Source organism: Brevibacillus ginsengisoli, assembly GCF_050113715.1.
In the GTDB taxonomy this organism is placed as follows: Bacteria; Bacillota; Bacilli; order Brevibacillales; family Brevibacillaceae; genus Brevibacillus_H; species Brevibacillus_H ginsengisoli.
Genome location: NZ_JBNJQR010000003.1, coordinates 244311 through 265970, shown reverse-complemented (window position 1 = coordinate 265970; position 21660 = coordinate 244311). Strand labels below are relative to the sequence as shown.

24 protein-coding genes are annotated in these 21660 nt (G+C 44.9%); 10 read left to right on the top strand and 14 right to left on the bottom strand.

What is annotated here, in order from left to right; translation table 11 throughout:
- Window positions 1-65: 65 nt before the first annotated feature.
- Both ACQCN2_RS08450 and ACQCN2_RS08445 read left to right on the top strand, forming a co-directional pair.
- Window positions 66-1121, top strand: coding sequence for a hypothetical protein (locus ACQCN2_RS08450; protein ID WP_426928450.1), 1056 nt, complete (start codon window positions 66-68; stop codon window positions 1119-1121).
- Window positions 1122-1131: 10 nt separating this feature from the next.
- The gene (locus tag ACQCN2_RS08445) at window positions 1132-2199 is read left to right on the top strand and encodes a coiled-coil domain-containing protein (RefSeq protein WP_426928449.1); all 1068 of its coding nucleotides are present in this window, start codon (window positions 1132-1134) and stop codon (window positions 2197-2199) included.
- Between the two features lie 60 nt (window positions 2200-2259).
- On the opposite strand, the gene ACQCN2_RS08440 is transcribed toward ACQCN2_RS08445, so the two are convergent.
- Together ACQCN2_RS08440 and ACQCN2_RS08435 are read right to left on the bottom strand one after the other, a co-directional pair.
- The gene (locus tag ACQCN2_RS08440) at window positions 2260-2439 is read right to left on the bottom strand and encodes a cbb3-type cytochrome oxidase assembly protein (RefSeq protein ID WP_426928448.1); all 180 of its coding nucleotides are present in this window, start codon (window positions 2437-2439) and stop codon (window positions 2260-2262) included.
- A 158-nt stretch (window positions 2440-2597) separates the two neighbouring features.
- On the bottom strand, window positions 2598-3236 hold the full coding sequence (locus ACQCN2_RS08435) for an MBL fold metallo-hydrolase (RefSeq protein WP_426928447.1): 639 nt from the start codon (window positions 3234-3236) through the stop codon (window positions 2598-2600).
- Between the two features lie 88 nt (window positions 3237-3324).
- Between ACQCN2_RS08435 and ACQCN2_RS08430 the strand changes: the two genes are divergently transcribed.
- Window positions 3325-3849: a hypothetical protein gene (locus ACQCN2_RS08430; protein WP_426928446.1), complete on the top strand. Its 525-nt coding sequence runs from the start codon at window positions 3325-3327 to the stop codon at window positions 3847-3849.
- Here ACQCN2_RS08430 and ACQCN2_RS08425 read toward each other — a convergent pair.
- The 4 genes from ACQCN2_RS08425 to ACQCN2_RS08410 all read right to left on the bottom strand — a co-directional run bounded on the left by ACQCN2_RS08425 (window position 3827) and on the right by ACQCN2_RS08410 (window position 8577).
- Entirely contained in the window at window positions 3827-5803 is a 1977-nt protein-coding gene (locus ACQCN2_RS08425; protein ID WP_426928445.1) for a methyl-accepting chemotaxis protein, read from the bottom strand. The two genes, ACQCN2_RS08430 and ACQCN2_RS08425, sit on opposite strands and share 23 nt — an antisense overlap.
- A 169-nt stretch (window positions 5804-5972) precedes the next feature.
- Window positions 5973-6545: a hypothetical protein gene (locus tag ACQCN2_RS08420; RefSeq protein WP_426928444.1), complete on the bottom strand. Its 573-nt coding sequence runs from the start codon at window positions 6543-6545 to the stop codon at window positions 5973-5975.
- 94 nt (window positions 6546-6639) lie between these two features.
- On the bottom strand, window positions 6640-7074 hold the full coding sequence (locus ACQCN2_RS08415; protein WP_426928443.1) for a hypothetical protein: 435 nt from the start codon (window positions 7072-7074) through the stop codon (window positions 6640-6642).
- A 168-nt stretch (window positions 7075-7242) separates the two neighbouring features.
- Window positions 7243-8577 carry a PhoH family protein gene (locus ACQCN2_RS08410; protein WP_426928442.1) on the bottom strand — a complete coding sequence of 445 codons (1335 nt, stop codon included), beginning with the start codon at window positions 8575-8577 and terminating at the stop codon, window positions 7243-7245.
- 199 nt (window positions 8578-8776) lie between these two features.
- Between ACQCN2_RS08410 and ACQCN2_RS08405 the strand changes: the two genes are divergently transcribed.
- A complete protein-coding gene (locus tag ACQCN2_RS08405; RefSeq protein WP_426928441.1) occupies window positions 8777-9433 on the top strand; it encodes a YhcN/YlaJ family sporulation lipoprotein in 657 nt (218 codons plus the stop codon).
- A gap of 177 nt (window positions 9434-9610) precedes the next feature.
- Window positions 9611-10651 carry an aldo/keto reductase gene (locus ACQCN2_RS08400; RefSeq protein WP_426928440.1) on the top strand — a complete coding sequence of 347 codons (1041 nt, stop codon included), beginning with the start codon at window positions 9611-9613 and terminating at the stop codon, window positions 10649-10651.
- Window positions 10652-10735: 84 nt separating this feature from the next.
- On the opposite strand, the gene ACQCN2_RS08395 is transcribed toward ACQCN2_RS08400, so the two are convergent.
- Window positions 10736-11188: a pyridoxamine 5'-phosphate oxidase family protein gene (locus ACQCN2_RS08395; RefSeq protein ID WP_426928439.1), complete on the bottom strand. Its 453-nt coding sequence runs from the start codon at window positions 11186-11188 to the stop codon at window positions 10736-10738.
- A gap of 125 nt (window positions 11189-11313) precedes the next feature.
- Between ACQCN2_RS08395 and ACQCN2_RS08390 the strand changes: the two genes are divergently transcribed.
- On the top strand, window positions 11314-11664 hold the full coding sequence (locus tag ACQCN2_RS08390) for a DUF5665 domain-containing protein (RefSeq protein WP_426928438.1): 351 nt from the start codon (window positions 11314-11316) through the stop codon (window positions 11662-11664).
- Window positions 11665-11741: 77 nt separating this feature from the next.
- On the opposite strand, the gene ACQCN2_RS08385 is transcribed toward ACQCN2_RS08390, so the two are convergent.
- Entirely contained in the window at window positions 11742-13124 is a 1383-nt protein-coding gene (locus tag ACQCN2_RS08385; protein WP_426928437.1) for a hypothetical protein, read from the bottom strand.
- 154 nt (window positions 13125-13278) lie between these two features.
- Between ACQCN2_RS08385 and ACQCN2_RS08380 the strand changes: the two genes are divergently transcribed.
- The 3 genes from ACQCN2_RS08380 to ACQCN2_RS08370 all read left to right on the top strand — a co-directional run bounded on the left by ACQCN2_RS08380 (window position 13279) and on the right by ACQCN2_RS08370 (window position 15675).
- The gene (locus ACQCN2_RS08380; protein ID WP_426928436.1) at window positions 13279-14211 is read left to right on the top strand and encodes an ArsR/SmtB family transcription factor; all 933 of its coding nucleotides are present in this window, start codon (window positions 13279-13281) and stop codon (window positions 14209-14211) included.
- Entirely contained in the window at window positions 14204-15436 is a 1233-nt protein-coding gene (locus ACQCN2_RS08375; protein WP_426928435.1) for an MDR family MFS transporter, read from the top strand. Before ACQCN2_RS08380 ends, ACQCN2_RS08375 begins: the two co-directional genes overlap by 8 nt.
- Before the next feature lie 65 nt (window positions 15437-15501).
- The gene (locus ACQCN2_RS08370) at window positions 15502-15675 is read left to right on the top strand and encodes a hypothetical protein (RefSeq protein WP_426928434.1); all 174 of its coding nucleotides are present in this window, start codon (window positions 15502-15504) and stop codon (window positions 15673-15675) included.
- Window positions 15676-15780: 105 nt separating this feature from the next.
- Here ACQCN2_RS08370 and ACQCN2_RS08365 read toward each other — a convergent pair whose 3' ends face one another.
- The 4 genes from ACQCN2_RS08365 to typA form a co-directional block, all read right to left on the bottom strand.
- On the bottom strand, window positions 15781-16065 hold the full coding sequence (locus ACQCN2_RS08365) for a hypothetical protein (protein ID WP_426928433.1): 285 nt from the start codon (window positions 16063-16065) through the stop codon (window positions 15781-15783).
- Window positions 16066-16074: 9 nt separating this feature from the next.
- A complete protein-coding gene (locus ACQCN2_RS08360; RefSeq protein WP_426928432.1) occupies window positions 16075-16398 on the bottom strand; it encodes a YlaH-like family protein in 324 nt (107 codons plus the stop codon).
- A gap of 25 nt (window positions 16399-16423) precedes the next feature.
- Window positions 16424-17266, bottom strand: a complete 843-nt coding sequence (locus tag ACQCN2_RS08355; protein ID WP_426928431.1) for a deoxyribonuclease IV — start codon at window positions 17264-17266, stop codon at window positions 16424-16426.
- Window positions 17267-17428: 162 nt separating this feature from the next.
- Complete coding sequence (typA, locus tag ACQCN2_RS08350) at window positions 17429-19273, bottom strand: translational GTPase TypA (RefSeq protein WP_426928430.1); 1845 nt, start codon at window positions 19271-19273, stop codon at window positions 17429-17431.
- 193 nt (window positions 19274-19466) lie between these two features.
- On the opposite strand from typA, the gene ACQCN2_RS08345 reads away from it, so the two are divergent.
- Complete coding sequence (locus ACQCN2_RS08345; protein ID WP_426928429.1) at window positions 19467-20150, top strand: YhcN/YlaJ family sporulation lipoprotein; 684 nt, start codon at window positions 19467-19469, stop codon at window positions 20148-20150.
- A 59-nt stretch (window positions 20151-20209) separates the two neighbouring features.
- Here ACQCN2_RS08345 and speD read toward each other — a convergent pair whose 3' ends face one another.
- Window positions 20210-20614, bottom strand: a complete 405-nt coding sequence (gene speD / locus ACQCN2_RS08340) for an adenosylmethionine decarboxylase (protein ID WP_426928428.1) — start codon at window positions 20612-20614, stop codon at window positions 20210-20212.
- A 245-nt stretch (window positions 20615-20859) separates the two neighbouring features.
- The gene (locus ACQCN2_RS08335) at window positions 20860-21462 is read right to left on the bottom strand and encodes a hypothetical protein (RefSeq protein ID WP_426928427.1); all 603 of its coding nucleotides are present in this window, start codon (window positions 21460-21462) and stop codon (window positions 20860-20862) included.
- Window positions 21463-21660 lie beyond the last annotated feature (198 nt).

The following is a 21660-nucleotide window of genomic DNA, read 5'->3' as shown; positions in this document are numbered from 1 at the left end:
AATCTTCCAGTTACAGTTATAATGGAAGGCGTATGTTTATTTAATTGAGAGGAGCTTTACAAACCATGCGTAAAAAAATTTGGATTCCGCTGTTTCTCGTATTCGCACTAGTCGGTATGTTACTAACTGGATGTGGAGATAAGCGGGCAGCAAAAGACGTAATGCTAGAAGCATTCAAGCAGCAATCAAGCAACAACTCTTACAGTTTCCAGGGAACCATGAAATTCTCGGTTGATGCGGATGCTGAGCTTCTAAAATCTGATCCGAGTGTTGCTACATTCATAGACGCATTAAAAAAATCAGAACTGTCCTATCATGGGTCCACTTCAATCGACCCGATGCAAACAGAAGTAATCCTGGACGCCAAAATTGAATTCCAAGGCATGTCCATGAATTTTAACATGCCAATCTTGTTCAATCAAGATAAGCTCTGGGCGAAGATTCCAGCAATTGACTTCATTCCATCCCTGCAACAATTGAAAGGCAAATATGTAGAGATTGACTTGAAACAATTGAGTGAAATGAGCAAACAACCGCTTACCTTCACGCAAAATCTGAAAGCTCAACAGGAAGTTGGGAAAAAGGCAGCAGATATCGTCTCTAAACATTTGGGCCAAGAATATTTCGTTGATGTAGCCAAAGATGCAGTCACTTTACCTCAAGACATTAAAGATGGCCGTGTTGTGAAGTTCCAATTAACGAACGATAACCTGGCTCCGTTTGTAAAAACATTGTTGGGTTCCATCGTGCCTGAAGTATTGGACGTTGTCGCAAGTTCAGAATTGGGTAAAGATATGAAGAAGGAAGATATCGATAAAACCAAGGAAGAGCTGCAAGCTTCTTTGAAAGAATTCGAAACAAAAGCTCCAGAACTGAAGAAAACCGTCGACATCCAAAAAGCTGATTTCATCTCCGTTATCGACAAAGAAAACCATGTTCCTTATCAATTGGTTGACTTGAAATTAAAAATTACACCACCTGAAGAAAAAGGTTCTGTCACGCTGGGTATGACGTTTGATCAAAAAATGAGCAACTTCAACCAACCTCCAAAATGGGAGATCAGCACTCCGAAGCCGGAGGAAGTGGTTCCTTACACAAGCTTGATGAACGGCTCCTTCTAAAGGTGATTTTATGCGAAAAAGCCTGATCTTGATAATGATCATGTGCATATTGCTTTCTCCGCTCCTCGTTGGGGCGGAGAAACCTTTACCAATCGAACAGTTGATTTTGCAACAACATTTTACTCAGCTCGAACTAGAGCGCAATCTTGAGCTGTTGAAGCAAGAAGAGAACAATCTCTTACAACAAATCGATGATCTTGATCAGCAATTAACGCAAAAGGAAAGCACCATTTTGGAAGAACGCAAACGTGCGGGAGACACAATCCGAGCCTATTACACGGGGCAGCGCGAATCTCTGCTCTCGCTGTTATTTGAGGCGAAAGACTTTAATGATTTGCTCTTATTGGTTGATTTTCTACAATTATTGTTTGAGCATGACATGGCGAAACTGGAGAGGTTCCAACAGGAGAGAGCTCAAGTCGCCAAACTGCAGGTAGACAAACATGAACGGCTGGGAAAAATAAAAGAGCTGCGCATTCATTTTGAGAAGCAGTTGGCTGATATCAAGCGGATTCAGGAAGAAAAGGAACAAAACTTGAAAACCCTGAAGGATCCGACCGCTGTTCAATCCTTAATGGATCACCTGATCGTCGATTGGCGAAACCGTGGACTTCCAGCTTTTCGCAAATACTTCTCGACATTAGCTTCTACGATGGGCCAGATTAAGGAGTTGGCTACGCCCAATCACCTTCAACCCAACGGCTTTAGCTCACTTACATTGACGATTGGACAAGAGGAATTCAATCAATTCCTTGCAGGGAAGAACGATATTTTCAAAGGTTCATCCTTTCAATTCGACAATAATCAGCTAGTCGTCGAGGGGAATCTTGATCAAATGAATCTCAAAATTGTCGGACAATACGACTTGGTCTCCCCCACTGAATTAAAGTTTCACATGAGCCAGTTAGTGTTTGACGGATTCGATTTGCCTCAAACCACCATTGATGAACTGGAAAAGGAGTATGATCTGGGGTTCTATCCAGCACTCATCTCCCCCAACATCCGGGTAGAAGGCTTATCTTTAAACGACCATAAGCTCCAGCTTCAAGTAAAATATGAGTTGGGTTTCAGTTTTTAATCAACGAAAAAACGACTAGCATTCCGCTAGTCGTTTTTATATGCTCCTCTACTGCCACTTTTACGAATTTTGGAGCCTTTGTTTAATTTGATCAAATTCTTCCTCATCATTTAGCATCTGGTATTTCGCGTCTTCCACGTTTTCGAATTGACCGTCTTTGCGAGCCCAATACCAAATCAAAATGGCTGACCCCGAAAATGTAGCCATAATAATCAAAAGAAAAATCCCACTCACCGTCATTTGTTATACCTCCCGTTTGTTCACAGAACGCTACAACTAGTATGAGCCAACTTTAGAAAAAATTACATGAAGTTCTTCCTCAGTGTATCAGGCTTTGAACCGCAGCGCCAGTAATTGAACAAACTCAAGATTGAACGTTATGTGACGTATGACACAGCCTAACGGAGCAGACCGGTTACGTAGGGATTGAACATTTTCTCCGCTTCAATCGTTGTTTTGGGCCCATGCCCTGGATAGATGATCGTGTCATCCTCTAATTCAAACAATTTGTCTTGAATACTTGCCATGAGCGTTTCATAATCGCCACCTGGGAGATCTGTTCGTCCAATAGACTGCGCAAACAAGACGTCTCCTGCAAAACAATGTTGACCCATGACAAATGAGCAGCTTCCTGGGGAGTGTCCGGGAGTATGCAATACCTGAATCGGGATGCCCGCCAGCTCCAGGCTTTGTTCATCTTGCAGTTTATTCTCGGCGGGGTCGCAAACAATCGGCTCTGATAATTGCCATCTTGTAGATCCGTTCAGGTCTGGATTCGTCAACCAGTCTTGTTCCAGGGGATGTATATAAACAGGGGCGTTAGTCTGTTTACGGACAGCCTGCAAGCCCCCAATATGATCCAGATGCGCATGAGTCAATAGAATGGCTACGACGTTCTCATTTCGTATGGCTTCCAATAAACTGCCCGGTTGCATTCCAGGATCGATAACAATCGACATCCCATTTGTTTCATTTGTAATCAGATACGCATTGGTTTGGAACGGTCCCAAACTATAAGAACGAATTTTTAATTGCATGTGCTTTTCTATCCCCTTTCCTTGTGTCAATCGATAAGGTAACATATGGTTCATTCCATATACTATCAAAGTTAAAAGAGGTGTACCAATGATTCGTCAGCTGTTTGCGCTTGAAATGGATGTTCCCGCTGGAAAGCTCCCTGGCTTCTATGCCCAAATTATTCATAAAATCGGCGATCAGGTCCAGGTTTACGATCGCTTTGATTCGACCTTTATTCTTTCTAGCCAAGATGAACTGGAGAAACTTGAGCGGATTCTCTCCCAATACAATATGACAACCGATTCATCTGAATTGTACCAACTTCCGACTAGCTTGCAGGTTCCATTGCTTGACGATTATGGTTTAAAGAGCATTGAAGGCAACACCTATCTGTTTGCCCACTTGGTCAGCTTGTTTCGTCTTGAACCTCCTCTTCCTGTCGATCCTAGAAAAAATGACGACCCATCTGACGCTTGGGCCGTCATCGAACAGCTTCAGGAACATCTCATCGCCAAAATCCCTGATCCAGCGGGCATGATTTATGTACTGGATTCAACCCACCAGGATCTTGCCGAACACATTGCTCGAAAATATAATGTTCCGTTACAGTTTATAGAACAAATTTCTCAATAAGCTTTTGCAGCTCGTGCGCCTTGGTACTAAGCACAAGGGCTGAGTGAGAGATTTCTTCAATCGAGAGCAGTTGTTCTTTGGAAAGAGAATTAACTCGATCCGCATTGTCTGCCGAATCCTTGGCAATGCGGGCCATCTCATCCACGGAAGCCGCGACTTCCTCTGAGCCTGCCGACATCTGCTGGGAGGTTGCGGAAATCTCACGAATTTGATCGGCTACATTCTGCGAGGACTCAACAATGTGTTTGAAGGCTTCGCCCGCTTCAACGACGGACTGCAAGCCGACTTGCACCTCATGTACCACCGAATCCATGGAGGTAACAGCTCGGTTGGTATCGTGTTGAATTTCCTGAATGAGTGTCGCGATTTGGCTGGCGGACGAATTGGACTGTTCAGCCAGTTTGCGAACCTCGTCTGCTACAACGGCAAACCCTCGTCCCTGTTCTCCTGCCCGAGCCGCTTCAATCGCTGCATTCAAGGCAAGCAAATTCGTTTGCGCAGCGATGCCTGAAATTACCTCTACAATCTGACCGATTTCCTGGGATCGATCGCCGAGCAACTGAACAATAGAGGCGGAATCTTGGACCGATTGATTAATGGAATTCATCTGTGAAACCGTTTTTTGAATCGATTGGTTTCCTTGATCCGCTTCAGTCGTGGTTTCATAGGCTGCTTCCGTTACATGTGTGGAGGATTCTGCAATGCGTGTAATGCCAATCGCCATTTCTTCCATCGCGCGAGCACCTTCGTCAGCACCCTGTACCTGATTGTGAGCGCCAGCGGAAACCTCTTCAATTGAGCGGCTTACATGTTTGGTCGCTTCTGCGGTTTGTTCTGCGTTGGCCGTAAGCTGTTCTGACAAGGAGGCAACCTGTTCCGTCGTCTCCAACAACTGATGCAATACTTCGCGAAGAGAATCGCTCATTTTGTTGAAACTAATTCCCAGCTGCCCTATCTCGTCATCATTGGAGATTGTTATATGTTGAGTCAGATCTCCTTCACTCACCTTACGAGATGCACCCACTAATTGATGAAGCGGTCGAATGATGGAACGATTTATAAAAAACGTTTGAGTCAAACCAATTATCAGCGCAATCAGAACGACCAATCCAGTTGTCACGAAGATAGGTTGAGCGGCATTGGAAACCTCCACGGATTGCATGGATCCGACGATTTTCCAGCCAGTCCGCTTATTCGTAATAAAACTGGCTTTTTCGATGCCTTTGGCTGTTGAAATATCAAGCAAACCACTTTCTTGTCCATACATTTGATTGACATAACCTTCTGTATCTACGTCCCCGATTTTGGCGGAAGGATGCACCAAATATTTCTTTTCTTTATCGAGGATAAACACATAGCCATTCTCCCCGATTTTTACCGTCTGCGCCAATTCCTTAAGATAGTCCATACTGATATCGACGCCTACTACACCGCTGCCATCTGCCAACACACAAGATGCTGTAGTGACAATCTGTCCAGAAGCGGCATCCACATATGGATCGGTTAATACAATCTCACCCTTCTTCTGTATTGCATTTTGATACCAAGGACGGGTCCTGGGATCATAACCATCTTGGAACTTAGAGGGTGGAGAAATTAACATGATTCCCGTATCGGAGCCTACATACGCGTTTTTAATCTCGGGATGAGATTGCTGGTAGCTATTAATGAATTGCATCACTGCCGGACTGCCGTTTGCTGTAAACTTGTCCCTGGAAATGTTTTTGGCGATCATTCCAGCATCTTTTGACTTGGTATTCAGGAACTCGTTAATACTTTCATCCAATAATTGGACGTTTTGCGAAGATGATCGCATTAATTGTTCCTCTATTTTATTTTTTGCGCTATCGTACGCGGACCCTCCGATAATCAAGCTTGGAATCAATAGCAACATGATCGATGAAATAATCAATTTTTTGCGAATGGATATCCGAAAGAACCTTCTGATATTCATATGGCGTCCCTCTCCTTCAGGATATTTTGTCGAATCTCTGACTTTTTTGTTACATTTTTGTTATAACTATACCCGCCATAAATATGAATGAAACCTTTATTGTTTATAAATAAGAAAAAGCTTTTCTCCCATAACAACCAGGAAGAAAAGCTTCATTCAACACGATATTTTATTGAACTCGATCAAATCGGTAACCGATTACTCGATTTTGAAACACGGCAAATTGCATTTGATACGTAGAACCCTTATATACGAGTTCTTTGTCACTCTCTGACTGCGGATCTCCGTATACTTGTTTGACCTTTTCGGTGGATTCGTACACCGCCACACCGCGATTGGTCTTGATGTTTTTCCCTTCGGATTCTGGAATGCCACCCGTCATAATGCTTTCCACTACGCCACCGCGCACCTTCAACATAACCTGTGAAGGGCCCAGGGTGACGATACCTGTGGATACTGTGCCTTCTCCCTTTGCCAGCTGATCAACCGTCAAACTTTGTCTGGATATCGCATCCATGAACTCATAATGAGTCGGCTTCAATTGGTCAATGGCTTCTTTAACACCTTCACCGAGATAGATTCCCAACATTCCGTATTCTTGTTGCTTCTCTGGATCAAACTTATCCGCAACAGCTGGATTGGCAGTCTGTGTACTCGACGGTGTGGTTGTCTGATTGCATCCGCTTAAGAGGAAGAATGCTGCAATGATTAGGCTGGTGAGAAGATAATAATGTCTACCCATGTCAAGTCTCCTACTCCTTTTACGATCACAATTCGTTTGCTTCCTATCTTATACCAGTTCCCCCAGCCTAAGCAAGGTTCAGACAGAGCGTCTTCTAAGGCTTCTTCACTTTTTGCCTTGGCTTAAAAGAGACATCATTAACCGATTGCTTCAGCCCCTCCATGATCTTCAACAATGAATGAAAGAACGGTGAGCCAAATACGGCCACGATACCCCACACCCAAACTCCTACTTCCCATGAATGCTCCACGTAAACCTTCTGCGCACCTATTAGAATCAAGCCGGGATCTATACCGATCAACGCAAAAATCACCCCAGCCGAAATCGTTGAGATCACCAGGTTTAGAAAACGTTTGTAACTGGTCAGCCTTGCTGCCATATTATGCGACTCAAAGTCTTCATCCTCTGGAATGTAGTCGGTACCCATGAACGGGATTATCGATTTGAAGGCTTCCGTTACCCCTGCAGCCGCGCTGGAAACAGCCGTTATGTAAAGTAAAAAAGAAATAGATGAGTCCAAATTCACCATCCGCTTCGCCCCCCCTATGTTACACCATATGGGGCAAGCTTGAAGAAAAGACTTCGTCCCTTTTCCCCTCTCATCGGGGGACTGAAACGTCGCTCTGTCACGCAAATGGAAAAGGGAGCCTGATCAGACTCCCGTAGCATAAGCAATCGTCGTAAACATCATGTGCGCTTACAAAATATCCGCAGCGAGCTGGGCGAGAGTGCTTCGCTCCCCTTTTTCCAATTTGACGTGGCCCGCCAACTTTTGATCCTTGAACATTTCCACGATATAGGTCAGCCCATTGTTGCTCTCGTCAAGATAGGGATGGTCAATCTGTTCCGGGTCTCCCATCAAGACGATCTTGGAGCCTTCACCGACACGGGTCAGAATGGTTTTCACCTCGTGTTTGGTTAAATTCTGCGCCTCGTCAATGATAATAAACTGACCAGGAATGGAACGACCACGAATATAAGTGAGTGCCTCAACCTGAATGCTTCCCATGCCCGCGAGGATTTTATCAAGATCACCCGGCCGTTTGGTATTAAACAGATACTCCAAATTATCGTAGATTGGCTGCATCCATGGCCGCAGTTTTTCTTCTTTCTCCCCCGGCAAATAGCCGATATCCTTGCCCAGTGGAACGATTGGACGCGCAACCAACAATTTTTTATACTTCTGCATATCCTCGATTTGCAACAATCCTGAAGCCAGTGCGAGCAAGGTTTTGCCTGTTCCCGCTTTTCCTGTCATGGTTACTAATGGTATATCGTTACGCAGCAAAAGCTCAATGGCCATCCGCTGCTGAACATTGCGCGCCTTAATCCCCCAAATCGGATCGTCATCCACCACCAAAGCCTCCATCGTCCGCCCATCCGCATCCACTTTTCCAATCGCCGAGGCGGATGGATTGCATTCATCCTTGAGGACAAGAAATTGGTGGGGATAGAACGTTAGCTTCGGAAACAACGACGGAAGAGACAATTTACGATTCGCGTAAAAAGTTTTGATGACTTCCGAATCTACCAATAATTTATAAAATCCAGGGAAAATACTGGAGTATTCCCTGACGACACGATCAGAAAGAAAATCTTCAGCGGTCAGCCCCAGCGCGTCAGCCTTTACCCGCATCAGTGCATCTTTACTGACGAGGATAACCGGACGAGGTTGTGGCTGGACATTTTCTTCTTCCTGTAAATTGATCGCGACTGCCAAGATCCGATTATCATTGGTGATTTCGTGGAACTGTTTTTGCAGCTTGTTTAAAGAAGAGTGGTTTAATTCAACTCTTAGCACGCCCCCCGTCTCTAATGTAACTCCTTGGTGAAGCTGTCCGTCTTTTCGGAAACTGTCCAGTAATCGGGACACGTGCCTGGCGTTGCGACCGATTTCGTCCGTATAGCGTTTTTTGGAATCAACTTCTTCCAATACCACAGCTGGAATGACGATTTCGTTGTCGGCAAACGAGAAAATCGCCATTGGGTCTTGCAGGAGTACGTTCGTATCTAGTACGTAGATTTTTTTCAATTTCTCGCCTCCTAATTCCCTTCTACTATAGATTATGCAAATGATGAAATGTTGGTCTGACTAACACTAGGCGAATGTAATAAAGTGTATGTACGCGTCAGTCCAGATAGACGAAGGCTTGAGAATGAAAGCGTATCATTGTGCTCAAAATAAAAAGAGCCACTCGCGAATGATTGATAACATGAGAGGATGATATGCTTTGAAACGATTACTTATGATTACATCGATGATCCTACTACTTGCGGCCTGCAATAGAGCCAATACTCCCCCAGCCAACCAGGCGGCACCCAATCCGAACCAACGACCTGCTGAGACTCAGCGTGTACAACAAACTGCGCCAACTCCACCATATAATCAATCATCACAAGCCAAAGCGCAGCGTTTAGCAGAATTGGCCTCCAGAGTAAAAAACGTAAACGGTGCGACTGCTGTCGTACTAGGTCGCTACGCTGTTGTCGGAATCAACATCAAACCCACACTGGAGCGATCCGAGGTTGGCGTGGTCAAATACTCTGTCGCCGAAGCGTTAAAAGAAGATCCTCAGGGTGCGAATGCTATCGTTACAGCGGATCCAGCGATTGTGCAACGCCTGCGTGAAATGGGCGCCGATATCAGACAAGGCCGACCGGTTACGGGTATTATGGAGGAACTTGGCGATATTGTCGGCCGACTCATGCCTCAACTGCCTCAAAACGTAAAAAAACGCGAGCAGCCTAATACCGTAGAAAATCAGATGAAAAAAACCAATCAAACGAATCCCAATCCAAATGGAACCACTCAACAGGGCGCCAAAACAGGTACCTCTCAACAAGGAACCACTCCACAAGGCACTCAGAAGGTTCCAACACAAAAGTAATGCCACCCCCTATAAGCCTGCCTGCTTACGCTGGTTGGGCTTTTTTTGTGAGTAACAAATCCCCTATTTTTCACAAAGATGTAAGATTTGTCACAGGTTTTTGCAATGTAAACCAAATGATAAACGTGGTAAAATACCTGTAGACAAAATACAAATTGTAAGGAGCGTTTGTACATAATGAAATATAGAACATTACCAGGAACTAATCTTTCTGTTTCCGAGGTTGGCTTTGGCGTTTGGTCCGTTGCCACCAAATGGTGGGGCGTTAAAGATGTAGATTTCGGAAAAAAACTGCTCCGTTCCGCTTACGAAGATTATGGCATCAACTTCTTCGATACAGCTGACGTCTACGGCAATGGACTTGGAGAAACAATTCTTGCCGATACATTCAAAGACATCCGTGACAAAGTGATCATTGCGACCAAATTCGGTTATGATATCTACAATCTTCCAGGTGAGCGCCAAGGCCATTCAGAGCTTCCACAAAACTGGTCCAAGGAACATATTCGTTACGCTTGCGAACAAAGCTTGAAGCGTCTCGGAACGGACTACATTGACTTCTTCCAGCTCCATAACCCACGTATGGAAACGGTGCTTAACGATGAAGTGCACGAAACTTTGGAACGCCTCAAAGAAGAAGGTAAAATTCGTGAATACGGCGCAGCCATGGGTCCAGATATCGGCTGGAAAAAGGAATCGGTTGCCGCTTTGAAACGCCCAGGATACGCCGCTATCCAAATTATCAACAACATCGTAGAACAAGACCCAGCACGTGAAGTGATCCCTGTCGCAGAAGAAGAAAAACGCGCGCTGATCGTTCGTGTTCCGCACGCGTCCGGTCTCCTGGATGGCACTTACGATCCTGCCAAGCATTTTGATAAGAGCGATCACCGCAATCACCGTCCAGCTCACTGGATGCAAGCAGGTGTCGATGTTGTGAAGGAAATGAAAGAGAACGGCTTGTTTAATGAAACGGACCGCACAATTGGTCAATTGGCAATCCAATTCTCGCTTTTCCATCCATCGATCGTGACTGTTCTGCCTAACTTCACGAGTGAAGAAAATCTCAAAGAATTTGCAATGGCTTCCGAAGTAGCGCCACTTACCCAAGAACAAATGAACCTGATTGAATCACTTTGGGTGAACGGCTACAATGAACGCTTGAGCCAATTCATGTCCGATACAACCACGAAACCAACTCCTGTACTGCAAGCGTAAGCTGTACACCGATTCAAAATAAAAAAGGCTGCCTTCCCCGATATCTAACTCGGGAAGGCAGCCTTTTTATAATCTGCATACAGGTTATTTCCGTAAAGCGGACATGACTTGTTGGTCTAGTTTGGCCGCGGCGTTCTTGTCATAGGTTTTTTCATATTGTGGCTCAACCGAGATTCGGGAACCATAAAACATAACGTCTCGTACTGACTCAATCGCAATCTCAATCATGGCTAATTTCAACGGAACATCTTCCATCCGCTCACTGGCTATCCTGGCAGTTCCGTTTATGGAGTAGGTGGAATCTGCTCCGATGAGATTAAGTACGACCTTCGAATTGTTTTGGATGTTGGCGACGATTCGCGAGTGTTTATCGACAGCAAAGCGAATCGTCCCTGGATCAGGAGCAAACACCCACGAGATCGCGCTTATCGATGGTGCCTGTGTCTCATGATCAATTGTTCCCAGTAAAACAAAACGTTCTTTTTGTACTAACTGATATAACTCATCCGAAAGTGAATTTGAAACGGTTTCAGCCATTTTTTGGTTCCCCCTTCTTTTGCTTTTGTGGTAAGAATATCATGTTTACAAATCTCTGCGCAATCACTTGAACCTCACCGTGATGTTCCGTAAACTGGGATAAACTAGTTCGTAGGAGGTATGCCATGACACGTCCACCCGTACCTACGGAAGAATTAAATGCCAAACTGGATGAATTACTGGATCGACTGGAAGAGATCGAGAAGCTGACGAATCGCATGGACCGCTTGTCTCTGTTCTTAAAAAAAACGGAGATTGCCGATATCCTATTGAATTACACCAAACCCCGACGGCTGCTTTTCAACAATTTTTTCGCTGGTCTCGCTCGCGGGCTTGGACTGACAATCGGAACCGCAATCGTCTTGGCTATCCTTGGATCGTTTATTGGCCAGTTCGTCTCCATTCCGATTATTGGAGATTACATACGCGAAATCATTAACTATGTCAACGGATACTATTCCAGAAGCCATTATTAATTAGAAAAACCTCCTTCTTCCAAAGTGAGAAGGGTCGTCACCACTCGTTTGGAAGAAGGAGGTTTTTTCATTATCCGTTAATGTTTTTTTCCATGCCCATGTCCGTGTCCGTTTCCATGCCCTTCACCGTGTTCATCGCCTTGATCATCGTCATCCTCGTCGTCCTGATCGCCTTTCTTTTTATCCTTCTGTTTCATTTTTTTCTCATCCAGTTTGACTGGGTGAATGTTTGGAGCCTTTTGTGGAGGTTTGACATTAACCGGTACACCGTGAGCAATCAACGTTTGGGTTACCAATTTATCTCCGTCGAAAACCTGAATGGTTACACCTTTGGAGCTAAAGGAACGGTTTTTAAATGGCAGACTGGCTTCGAATGCTTTGCCATCTTTAAGTTTGATTTCGTACTTCACGCCATCTGGAGCGATTGCATAGATTTTGTATTTGGCAGCGTCAAAGTTTGTTGTGGACTCAATGGTTCCTTTTACGGTCACATTTTTGTCTTTAGGACTAATAGTTGCTGTTCCTTTAATGGTGAAAGTACCTGGATTAACCACAGGAGATTTGATGTTGGTTACTTCCACTTTTTCTGAATCCACTTTTACCCCGTTATTGTAAGCTTCAACCAACGCTTCTTTGGAAGTTGGCTTCTCCTTGTTAAATTCAACAGAGAACGCCTCGGTTCCATCCCACACGGATTTGAGTGTCGCTTTTTTCTTCACACCCTCATACGTCACATAAACCTCGTCCGTAGAAGATTTAACGACTCCAAGAACCTTTACTTGTTTCTGGTCAGCATTATAGCTTGCTTGTGTATGCACAATCGCATCTTGTTCTTCCACGGTTCCTGGATTCACTCGAAGCTTTTTCGTCTCCAACAATTTGTCACCATTATACGCATTGACCGTTACGTATTGTGGTGTGGAGCTGATTACGGCTGGAATCGTTACGGTAAAGGTATGGTCAACGAAACTCATTACTTCAATCTTGCCATTATTCGGAGTATTGAGAACAACTTTATCTACATCGGCAGAGACTTTTCCTGTGATGTACAGGAGGTCGTTCTTGGTTTCTTGCTTCAATGAAACGATACCCGCTTGATCATCGTAGCGAACCTCGAGATAAATATCCGCATAATGGTCCTTGTAAATTTTCTTCCACTCATCCGCATTTTCTTCAATGAATGTGCTCATCTTCTCGTTTAGGTTAATCTCATCGACTACTACATAGAGATGATCTGACTCCGTTTTCATAAGAAGATTCAAGGTTGATAGATCGTTTTCTACAAGATCCTTCAAGCGATAGCGGGTAACCTCTTGATTGCTTCCATTCATGACAACCTTACTATCTGTATTCGTAGTGCCTGACGTTGTCAAAGAGCTCGCCCACACTGGTGTCAGACCACCCGCAAGCGCGGCAACAGTCAGAGCAGCAATAACCGGTTTTGTTAAGTATTTTTTCATCTGTGTTTTTCCCCTTTCGTATTGCGGTCAATTTTCCAGACGGTGCATTCTCGCAAAAGGTTGCAAGGGGAACAAGAAGTTTTTTTGTTTTGACAATTACGACCATTCCCATTAGAATCAAATCAACAAATAATTACGATTCGATGGTGATCGAATGGATAAAACGTATTCTGTTTCTATTGAATTTTCTCCCGCATATGAATTAGTCACCAGCTTTTATACGTACATTTATCATTCCAATCTCAAAAACATTCAGCTCGGAACTGATTGGTATCACGAAACCAAACAAAGCCTTCCTCAATCATTTGCCGAAGAGCTGGCGGATGAACGGTGGGAAGTGCTTCATCGGGTCGTTCTGTTAATTTCCCAATGCCCCCAAAAGACTACTGCAGAACAATTCCTTGACTGGTTTGAGAAATTACCCGCAGGGGAACTGTACGAGCGCTTGGCACCATGGGTAAGCAGCATCCCGCTCAATTTGGGTGAGCTTCGAGACAGAAGCACCTATTTACTTACCAAGTGGAACGAACATTACTTCAGACGCTTGGAACCGAGCATCCTTACCTATTTAAGTGATCAGGCGAATCACTTGACTGCCCTGTCCACTAAACTTCAGCCAATTGAGTTGATTGATCAAGCAACCAACGGGATTCGCATCGAACCAACCGAACAATTAGAGGAAGTGATACTCGTTCCCCAGTATCATTGTGCTCCTTCTACCATTCTTGACTTTTTCCGCAAGAAAGCGACCTGTCTGTATGGAGCTTGGCCAATGAAATTAACTGAGGAAACAGCTACCGAAGAATTTCTCCAACTAGCCCAAGCGCTGGCGGATGAGAAGAGACTGCGCATTCTTCTGTATCTGTCCAAACAAGCATGCACACTGACCGAAATTCAACAGCATGTGAAATTAGCGAAGAGTACCGTTCACCATCATATGACGACACTTCGTCGGGCCGGGATGGTTCGCATTCATTTTCTTGATCACACAACTCCATCCTACTATTCCTTAAGAGAACCCTTCATTGATGGGTTTCATCAGAAACTAAAAGAGCTACTGCTTCATAAGGAGGCCGAGCATGAATAGACTTCAGCGCTACATTCACAGCTATCATCCGATCGTACATATCTTGATGGTCGGCACTGTCTTCACCTTTTTGACCAGTTCCATGAGCATGCCGTTTCTGGCGATTTACTTGCATCAAACGGTTCATCTTGATCCGCCAATGATCGGTCTCATTCTTGGGGCTGGCCCGTTAGCAGCCACTTTTGGCGGTTTCATCGGTGGGGTATTGTCTGACTTAATGGGAAGACAGCGGTTGATGCTCATGTCATTAGGTTTACTTGCCCTCTCTTTCGTCGGATTTGTTTATACTGCGAATCCTTTGCTTTTGATGGGGTTAAGTATTATGAGAGGAATATCCGGCGCGTTTTTCTCTACGATCTCCAAAGCGCTCATGGGAGACCTGACTCCCGAAAATATGCGTTTCCGCATGTTTGCCAACCGCTATTTTGCCATCAATCTGGGATTTTCGATTGGTCCGATGCTAGGCGCTTTGCTAGGAATAGGAGCAAGTACCTTGGCCTTCTTCCTTACAGCTTGTGTTTACCTGGTCTATCTGGCGGTATTAGCGCTTTCCTTCAAGAAGGTAATCTTGTCAGAACAAAATCAGCCATCAGAGGATCGCATGACGATTGCGTCTGCGTTCAATGTCATCCGAAATGACCGAATTCTCTTTCTCTTCCTGGTCGGTGGAATCTTGTTGACTACCGTACATGGCCAAATGTCCGTTACGCTATCGCAATATCTGGAAGCAAATCTCGAGAAAGGTATCCAATTGTTTGGCGTTTTGATGAGTCTAAACGGATTCACCGTGCTGCTGATGCAGATTCCGCTGACTCGCTTCTCGGAGCGATTTACTTTATTCCAACGGATGATCATTGGTTGTATGCTATTTGCGGCAGGAAATATTGGCTTTGCTTTGTCAGCGGGATGGGCAGGCTTTATCGTCGCCATGCTTGTGTATACCTTTGGGGAGATCATCGTGGTGCCTTCGGAATATGCGCAATTGGATCAAATTACCCCTCACGGCATGCGCGGAACGTATTACGGGGCGCAAGGGTTCAATGAGTTCGGGAGCTTTTTGGGACCTTGGGTGGGTGGAATGATTTTGACCAGCTATGGCGGACCCGCGATGTTTCTGTTCTTCGCCGCTTTATCGATGATCAGTCTGATCTTCTATGGCAAAGGCCGCAGTATGTATGAGCAAAAGCAATTAAATATCGTACAGGATAACACCTTAAGCCTTTAGAAGACCAGAAAAAACCTGACTTCGGTATCGTTCATCGGACAAACTACAGGTGGAGGTGACAAGTCATGAGAAAAGGAATCGTTCCTATTGTGCTTGGTTCCGCAGTGACTGCAACTGGGCTTGGGTTACTCAGGTCAAACCACAATCGTTTTCGCGCGGACAATCCTTACGCTTGGGGAATTGCCGGGTTTGGACTTGCACACATCGTATTAGGAGCAATCGATGCCGTCAGAGATTAGTTGCTTTCATTGGTATTAGAAAACTAGGCGATTGCCTAAGCCTTTGGCGAAAGCAGAGCCGTAGTTGCACCAAAAAAGCTGGGGACCCACAGGTCCCCAGCTTTTTTACGCTTCCTCTTCAACATTAAACTTGGGTTCGTTTTCAATCGCATTGAGCAGCTGCTCCACCAGTTCGATTGGGTACATTTGCAGCTTGCGTGTTCCACCCACCGTATAGCGCAGCGTATACATGGTCGCGTCCTTGGTGTACTCCATCTCGCTTACCTGATGGTCTTCCGAAATAATATCAGTAAAAAAGTTCAATGTATCCTTCGCTGAACGGTCATTCAATCTGGCTTCTGAAACGACTTTAATTTGCAGCCAGTTAAACAGTGCATCTTCCAGTTTCATACGTGCCCCCTAGGCTTCCTCTCGTAAATCTTTTCGACGTAAACGTGCTAATGCCATAATGATCAGCGCGACAAACAGCGCACTTCTCACAGGTAAATTCATAATATCCAAAACACTGAACAGCATCGCTCCCATGAATAGCACCACGATTAACAGAAGCGTTTTGAGGATCGGCATCCGTCCCTTGGGAGCAAACCCTGTGTAGTACAAGAGAATCAGGTAAATAAAGATAACATACGTCCGCATATGATCAAACCAAAGGCGCAATTGATCATAGGTGCTGAGTGGATTATTGGTTGGTTCATAAGTGGAAACCAGATCAAACCATTCCATCCGTTTCTCCCCCGTCTGACTATTTCTACTTGGCTCCCGCTTCTCTTAGTTGTTGTAGGTACACCATTTCATCCGCATACTCGCGTTCATCCTCTGCTGGCGTTTCGAGTACGATCGGAAGATGTTCAAACTTCTCGCTAGTCAAGAATTTGGCGAGGGCCTCACTACCGATTTCCCCTTTGCCGATTTTTTCATGGCGGTCCTTAAGGCTTGCGAACGGCGCTTTACTGTCATTAAAATGAATCGCGACCAGATTTTCCAGATAGCCGGTTTTCTCCATTTCTTCTACCAGCTTGTCGAAGGACTCCAGGTTCCATTGTCCCGCCGCAAAAGAGTGGCAGGTATCAAAGCAAAAGCCTATTTTTTCTGGGTACTTCGTCGCACCTCGAATGTTCATCAGGTTCTCGACTGTAAGCCCAAGCTCAGAGCCTTGTCCCGCTGTATTCTCCAGCAACAGCTTTACAGGTCCGTTGTACTGCTCAAGGATGAGATCAAGCGTCTCAACCATTCGTTTGGTGCCGTACTCTTCGCCTTCTCCTACATGCTTCCCGCAGTGAACAACCGCACCAACGGCTCCATACGCTTCCGCGATATGTAAATCTTCAAGAATGGAACGAATGGTTGCTTCTTGCAAATCCTCTTTCGGTGTAGACAAATTGGTTATGTATGGCGTATGACAAACTAAGGTAATATCATGCTTCTTCATCAAGGCGACGCCTTTTTCCGCGTCCTTGTAATCAACCTTCTTCGGCTTTAAGCCGCGGGGATTCTTGGTGAACACCTGAAAAGATTGAGCGCCCATTTCAATTGCGACTTTGGTTGCTTGTTCAAGGCCTTTGGCCACACTAATATGACATCCGATTTTCACAGTTTCACCTCTAACGTTACGCTTCTAACAAGATTACTTTATCAGTTGCCATACGGCCTGTCAAAAATGAAAACCGCTTTGGATACACGTGGCATCCAAAACGGCTTCAGTAAGCATCTCCAATGAGAGATGCATTGCAGGTTATTCAGATGTTACTTGGACTTAAGCTAGTGGTTGGGCATCCCAACGTTTTGATGATCTGGATGCACGCTCACGATCCGTTTTATTCAAGTACTTTTTACGCAAGCGAACCGAAAGTGGCGTAACTTCACAAAGCTCGTCATCGTTGAGATATTCAAGCGCTTCTTCCAAAGTAAGCAGACGAGCGGACTTCAATTTTACTGTCTCATCCTTGGTTGCGGAACGAACGTTGGTCTTTTGCTTTTCTTTACAGATGTTTACAGTCAAGTCATTATCACGGCTGTGCTCACCGACGATCATTCCTTCGTACACTTCTGTACCTGGTTCGATGAACATAATTCCGCGATCTTCTACGGACATTAAACCATAGGCTGAAGCTGTTCCTGTTTCACTGGAAATCAGCACACCCGCATGGCGTCCGCCTACCTCTGACTGAATCAATGGACGATAACTGTCAAAAGAGTGATTAAGAATTCCGTATCCACGTGTGATGGTTAAGAACTCTGTACGGTAACCAATCAATCCGCGGGATGGGATAATGAACTCCAAGCGAACTTGACCAAATCCATTATTCACCATGTTAACCATTTCGGCTTTGCGCATCCCCAATGTTTCCATAACAGGTCCGGTATACTCTTCCGGTACGTCAACAATTAATCGCTCAGCTGGCTCCATTTTCATGCCATCGATTTCTCGAATGATGACCTCTGGTTTGGAGACAGCCAATTCATATCCTTCACGGCGCATATTCTCGACCAAGATCGATAGATGCAATTCCCCACGACCCGATACGATAAAGGCATCGGCAGAATCGGATTCATCCACACGAAGAGAGACGTCCGTTTCCAACTCATCCATAAGTCGATCACGCAATTTGCGGGAGGTAACGTGTTTACCTTCACGTCCTGCAAATGGGCTGTTGTTTACCACGAAAGTCATTTGCAGGGTTGGTTCATCGATATTCAACAGTGGAAGTGGATTTGGATTTTCTGGATCACAAACGGTTTCCCCTACGTTAATATCCTCCAAACCAGCAACGGCTACGATATCGCCTGCTTTGGCCGTTTTCTGTTCCACACGTTGCAAACCAGAGAAGCCGAACAGCTTTTGGATGCGCATGCGTTTGGAAGATCCATCACGCTTCATGACCAACACGGAGTCGTTAACATTCACGGTTCCATGATAAATACGGCCAATCCCGATACGACCAAGGAAGTCGTTATAATCAAGCATGGTTACTTGCAATTGCAACGGAGCGTTCTCGTCTGCTTCAGGTGCAGGCATGTGCTCGATAATCGAATCAAACAATGGCTTTAAATCGCCCTCTAATTTGTCTGGTTCATATCCGGCGATTCCTTGAAGACCAGAGGCATATACGATTGGGAAGTCCAATTGATCTTCTGTCGCATCCAAATCAATGAACAAATCGTAAATCTCGTTAATCACTTCTTGTGGACGAGCGTTCTCACGGTCAATTTTGTTCAATACAACAATCGGAGTAACTTTTGCTTCCAGTGCTTTGCGAAGCACGAAGCGAGTTTGTGGCATACAGCCTTCAAACGCGTCTACAATCAACAATACTCCGTCCACCATGCTCATGATCCGCTCAACTTCTCCACCGAAGTCAGCGTGTCCAGGTGTATCCAAAATATTTATCGTATAGTCTTGATATTTTACAGAAGTCGTTTTTGCCAAAATGGTGATTCCACGTTCACGCTCCAGATCGTTGGAATCCATCATTCGTTCTTCAACCTGTTGATTACTGCGGAATGTACCCGATTGAATCAGCAATTTATCTACCAAAGTCGTTTTCCCGTGGTCAACGTGTGCGATAATTGCGATGTTGCGAATGTCAAGGCGTTTCATAATTTCCTCCCTCATGTCTAACACATACACTCCATCTTAACAGTTTGATGTAAGTTTCACAACGTATCAATGTAAATTTTGTAAAGGGAAGTGTTCTCAGAGAAAATGTCGACTAGCCTCTCACACAATTGCTGGCGTTACATTCCTGAGTATTAACTCCGTCTTTACGCAAAATAAAGGTGGAGGTGGGAAAATGAAAATGAAGCAGTGGATCTATCCTGTGTCTTGTTTGATCATTGCCTCGTCCCTAACCGCTTGTGGTTCGTATAAAGCTGCTCCTCCACGCACGACACCACAAACGACCCAAGTTCAAAATTACAATGCTGTGCATCCTGCCGGAAATGTTGGATGGTCTTCTACTCATCAGTCTGGATATCCAGGTCATCCAGGTACTACAGCTACACCTGGAAGAACTGGAACAGCCGGAACTACCGGTACTGCAGGAACAACCGGAACCGCTACAACACCAAATGCACAGAACTCCCAAACGGCATTTGATCAAAAATTGGCTGACCGTGTCACCAAAGTGGCAGATCAGGTACCTGGAGTACAGGGGGCTACGGCAGTTGTTTCTGGCCATGATATCGTTGTCGGGATCAATACTCATGCGACCAATCAAACCGTTACCCAAAAGCGCGTGATTGAGAAACAAGTCTATTCGGCCGTTCATTCCATAGCTCCAAACTACAACATCCGCATTACCTCTGACGCGACAATGGTTACACGCATTCGTACACTAGCCCAGGGCGTCAAGGGATACGGACATTCAATGGTAACTGGCCCCACAACTGTAGGCCCTAACATGGCCAACGCGACCAGGGATTTCGGCGCCTTGGTCCGAGATTTGGGGCGTACGGTCACAGCCCCATTCAGATAAAAATAAAAAAAGGGTGCTACATGAGCACCCTTTTGCATTTTATTCTGACGACGCGGTAATTACTTCTTTACTGTAACAGGAACTTTAACTTCTGGATCCATTACTTGAAGCTCCCCGATACCGCGAACCAATTTCTTCGCATGAACTTGTGTTGGTTTCAAAACAGAGACCATGTAGTCAATTGCGATTTGAGGATCAACCGTTTCACCACATGTGTAGCAATCCAGCGCTGCAAAACCGCGCTCAGGATAGGTGTGAATGGACAAATGGCTTTCCGAGAGAAGCACCAAAACGGTGGCTCCTTGTGGAGAAAATTGCTTCGATTGAACGCTTAATACGGTAGCTCCGCAGGCTTCTGCTGCCTCAATCATTTGTTGCTTTAAAAAATCTGCGTTGTTTAAAAGGTCGAATTGAACACCCCAAGTATCAACGGCAACATGTCTTCCGAAAGTCGAGTATTCCATCTTTCGGTTCCCCCTTCCTAGCAAGTGTAATCTTGAAACATCGCTAGGACCTGCGTCATTCACTAACGGGGGCGGTTTCTCCCGTACTTATCCACCCTTTAAAGTGAATCCTGGTTCCTAATCCTGTTTTCCAACGAAAATAAAATTATCATGCTTCGGGCGAAATGACAATACCTTTTTTAAAAAAATCTTGCTGGAAATGAAAAATGGGCGCTTAAGCACCCATTTTCACTGTTTATTCTACTTTATGCCTCTAATACAAACAGTCGATGCGAATATTGAGACAACTTCTGATCAATATAAGAAATTCGTTCTGGAACGACTTTTTGGGTCCAATTACGCAGGTCAAGTAATCGGTCAACTTCTTGACGGATCAAGACGATTTCCTGTTCGGTGTCAGTCTTGCAAAAAACTTTCTCCAATTCTCTGGCTGCATGCAGAACTTCCTGGTTCGCTTCAAAGACTGGTAGACCAGCTTCGTCCGTAACTTCCTCAATTCGAGTAACGGCACCTTCATCATAGTGGTAAACCATGGTAAAGTTTTCGTATACACGATGAACAATTCCGTGGCCTTTAAATGCCTTCATCGCTTTACGCATCGTATTTGCCAGAGACAAATCTTCAATGACATAAGAACTGTCGCAAATGAATCGCCCTTCGCTATGACGGAATGGCAATTGAATTTTTCCATGTCGATCCGCAATCACAATATCACGGTCGCCATTATCACAAATCTTCACCTGAATGGTAACATGTTCGTCAAGAAACAGTTGAACGAAATCATTCAATTCGCGTTCATTCATCGTAAAATAGGCGTTCGCGTAATTAGTGGTTAAACGCTGTGCCATAAGTATCTCCTCGATTCTCCCAGTTTTCCAAGTCCGAATGACTCGGTGCAGCCTGCTGATTAGCGTCTGCGCTTCTGGAGAGAGAAGCTAAGTATCGACAAATGAACGTTGCAGAACCTGGCCTTGCCCAGTGAGTCGAAACTCGTATGGGGTAATGAAGGCGGATCACCTACTTTTGAAATAGTAAAACGAATTTAC

What these genes read in the sequence shown, in the direction of transcription:
- ACQCN2_RS08450 (WP_426928450.1), top strand. Translation starts at nt 66, where the DNA reads ATGCGTAAAAAAATTTGGATTCCGCTGTTTCTCGTATTCGCACTAGTC.
- ACQCN2_RS08445 (WP_426928449.1), top strand. Translation starts at nt 1,132, where the DNA reads ATGCGAAAAAGCCTGATCTTGATAATGATCATGTGCATATTGCTTTCT.
- ACQCN2_RS08440 (WP_426928448.1), bottom strand. Translation starts at nt 2,439, where the DNA reads ATGACGGTGAGTGGGATTTTTCTTTTGATTATTATGGCTACATTTTCG.
- ACQCN2_RS08435 (WP_426928447.1), bottom strand. Translation starts at nt 3,236, where the DNA reads ATGCAATTAAAAATTCGTTCTTATAGTTTGGGACCGTTCCAAACCAAT.
- ACQCN2_RS08430 (WP_426928446.1), top strand. Translation starts at nt 3,325, where the DNA reads ATGATTCGTCAGCTGTTTGCGCTTGAAATGGATGTTCCCGCTGGAAAG.
- ACQCN2_RS08425 (WP_426928445.1), bottom strand. Translation starts at nt 5,803, where the DNA reads ATGAATATCAGAAGGTTCTTTCGGATATCCATTCGCAAAAAATTGATT.
- ACQCN2_RS08420 (WP_426928444.1), bottom strand. Translation starts at nt 6,545, where the DNA reads ATGGGTAGACATTATTATCTTCTCACCAGCCTAATCATTGCAGCATTC.
- ACQCN2_RS08415 (WP_426928443.1), bottom strand. Translation starts at nt 7,074, where the DNA reads ATGGTGAATTTGGACTCATCTATTTCTTTTTTACTTTACATAACGGCT.
- ACQCN2_RS08400 (WP_426928440.1), top strand. Translation starts at nt 9,611, where the DNA reads ATGAAATATAGAACATTACCAGGAACTAATCTTTCTGTTTCCGAGGTT.
- ACQCN2_RS08395 (WP_426928439.1), bottom strand. Translation starts at nt 11,188, where the DNA reads ATGGCTGAAACCGTTTCAAATTCACTTTCGGATGAGTTATATCAGTTA.
- ACQCN2_RS08390 (WP_426928438.1), top strand. Translation starts at nt 11,314, where the DNA reads ATGACACGTCCACCCGTACCTACGGAAGAATTAAATGCCAAACTGGAT.
- ACQCN2_RS08385 (WP_426928437.1), bottom strand. Translation starts at nt 13,124, where the DNA reads ATGAAAAAATACTTAACAAAACCGGTTATTGCTGCTCTGACTGTTGCC.
- ACQCN2_RS08380 (WP_426928436.1), top strand. Translation starts at nt 13,279, where the DNA reads ATGGATAAAACGTATTCTGTTTCTATTGAATTTTCTCCCGCATATGAA.
- ACQCN2_RS08375 (WP_426928435.1), top strand. Translation starts at nt 14,204, where the DNA reads ATGAATAGACTTCAGCGCTACATTCACAGCTATCATCCGATCGTACAT.
- ACQCN2_RS08370 (WP_426928434.1), top strand. Translation starts at nt 15,502, where the DNA reads ATGAGAAAAGGAATCGTTCCTATTGTGCTTGGTTCCGCAGTGACTGCA.
- ACQCN2_RS08365 (WP_426928433.1), bottom strand. Translation starts at nt 16,065, where the DNA reads ATGAAACTGGAAGATGCACTGTTTAACTGGCTGCAAATTAAAGTCGTT.
- ACQCN2_RS08360 (WP_426928432.1), bottom strand. Translation starts at nt 16,398, where the DNA reads ATGGAATGGTTTGATCTGGTTTCCACTTATGAACCAACCAATAATCCA.
- typA (WP_426928430.1), bottom strand. Translation starts at nt 19,273, where the DNA reads ATGAAACGCCTTGACATTCGCAACATCGCAATTATCGCACACGTTGAC.
- ACQCN2_RS08345 (WP_426928429.1), top strand. Translation starts at nt 19,467, where the DNA reads ATGAAAATGAAGCAGTGGATCTATCCTGTGTCTTGTTTGATCATTGCC.
- speD (WP_426928428.1), bottom strand. Translation starts at nt 20,614, where the DNA reads ATGGAATACTCGACTTTCGGAAGACATGTTGCCGTTGATACTTGGGGT.
- ACQCN2_RS08335 (WP_426928427.1), bottom strand. Translation starts at nt 21,462, where the DNA reads ATGGCACAGCGTTTAACCACTAATTACGCGAACGCCTATTTTACGATG.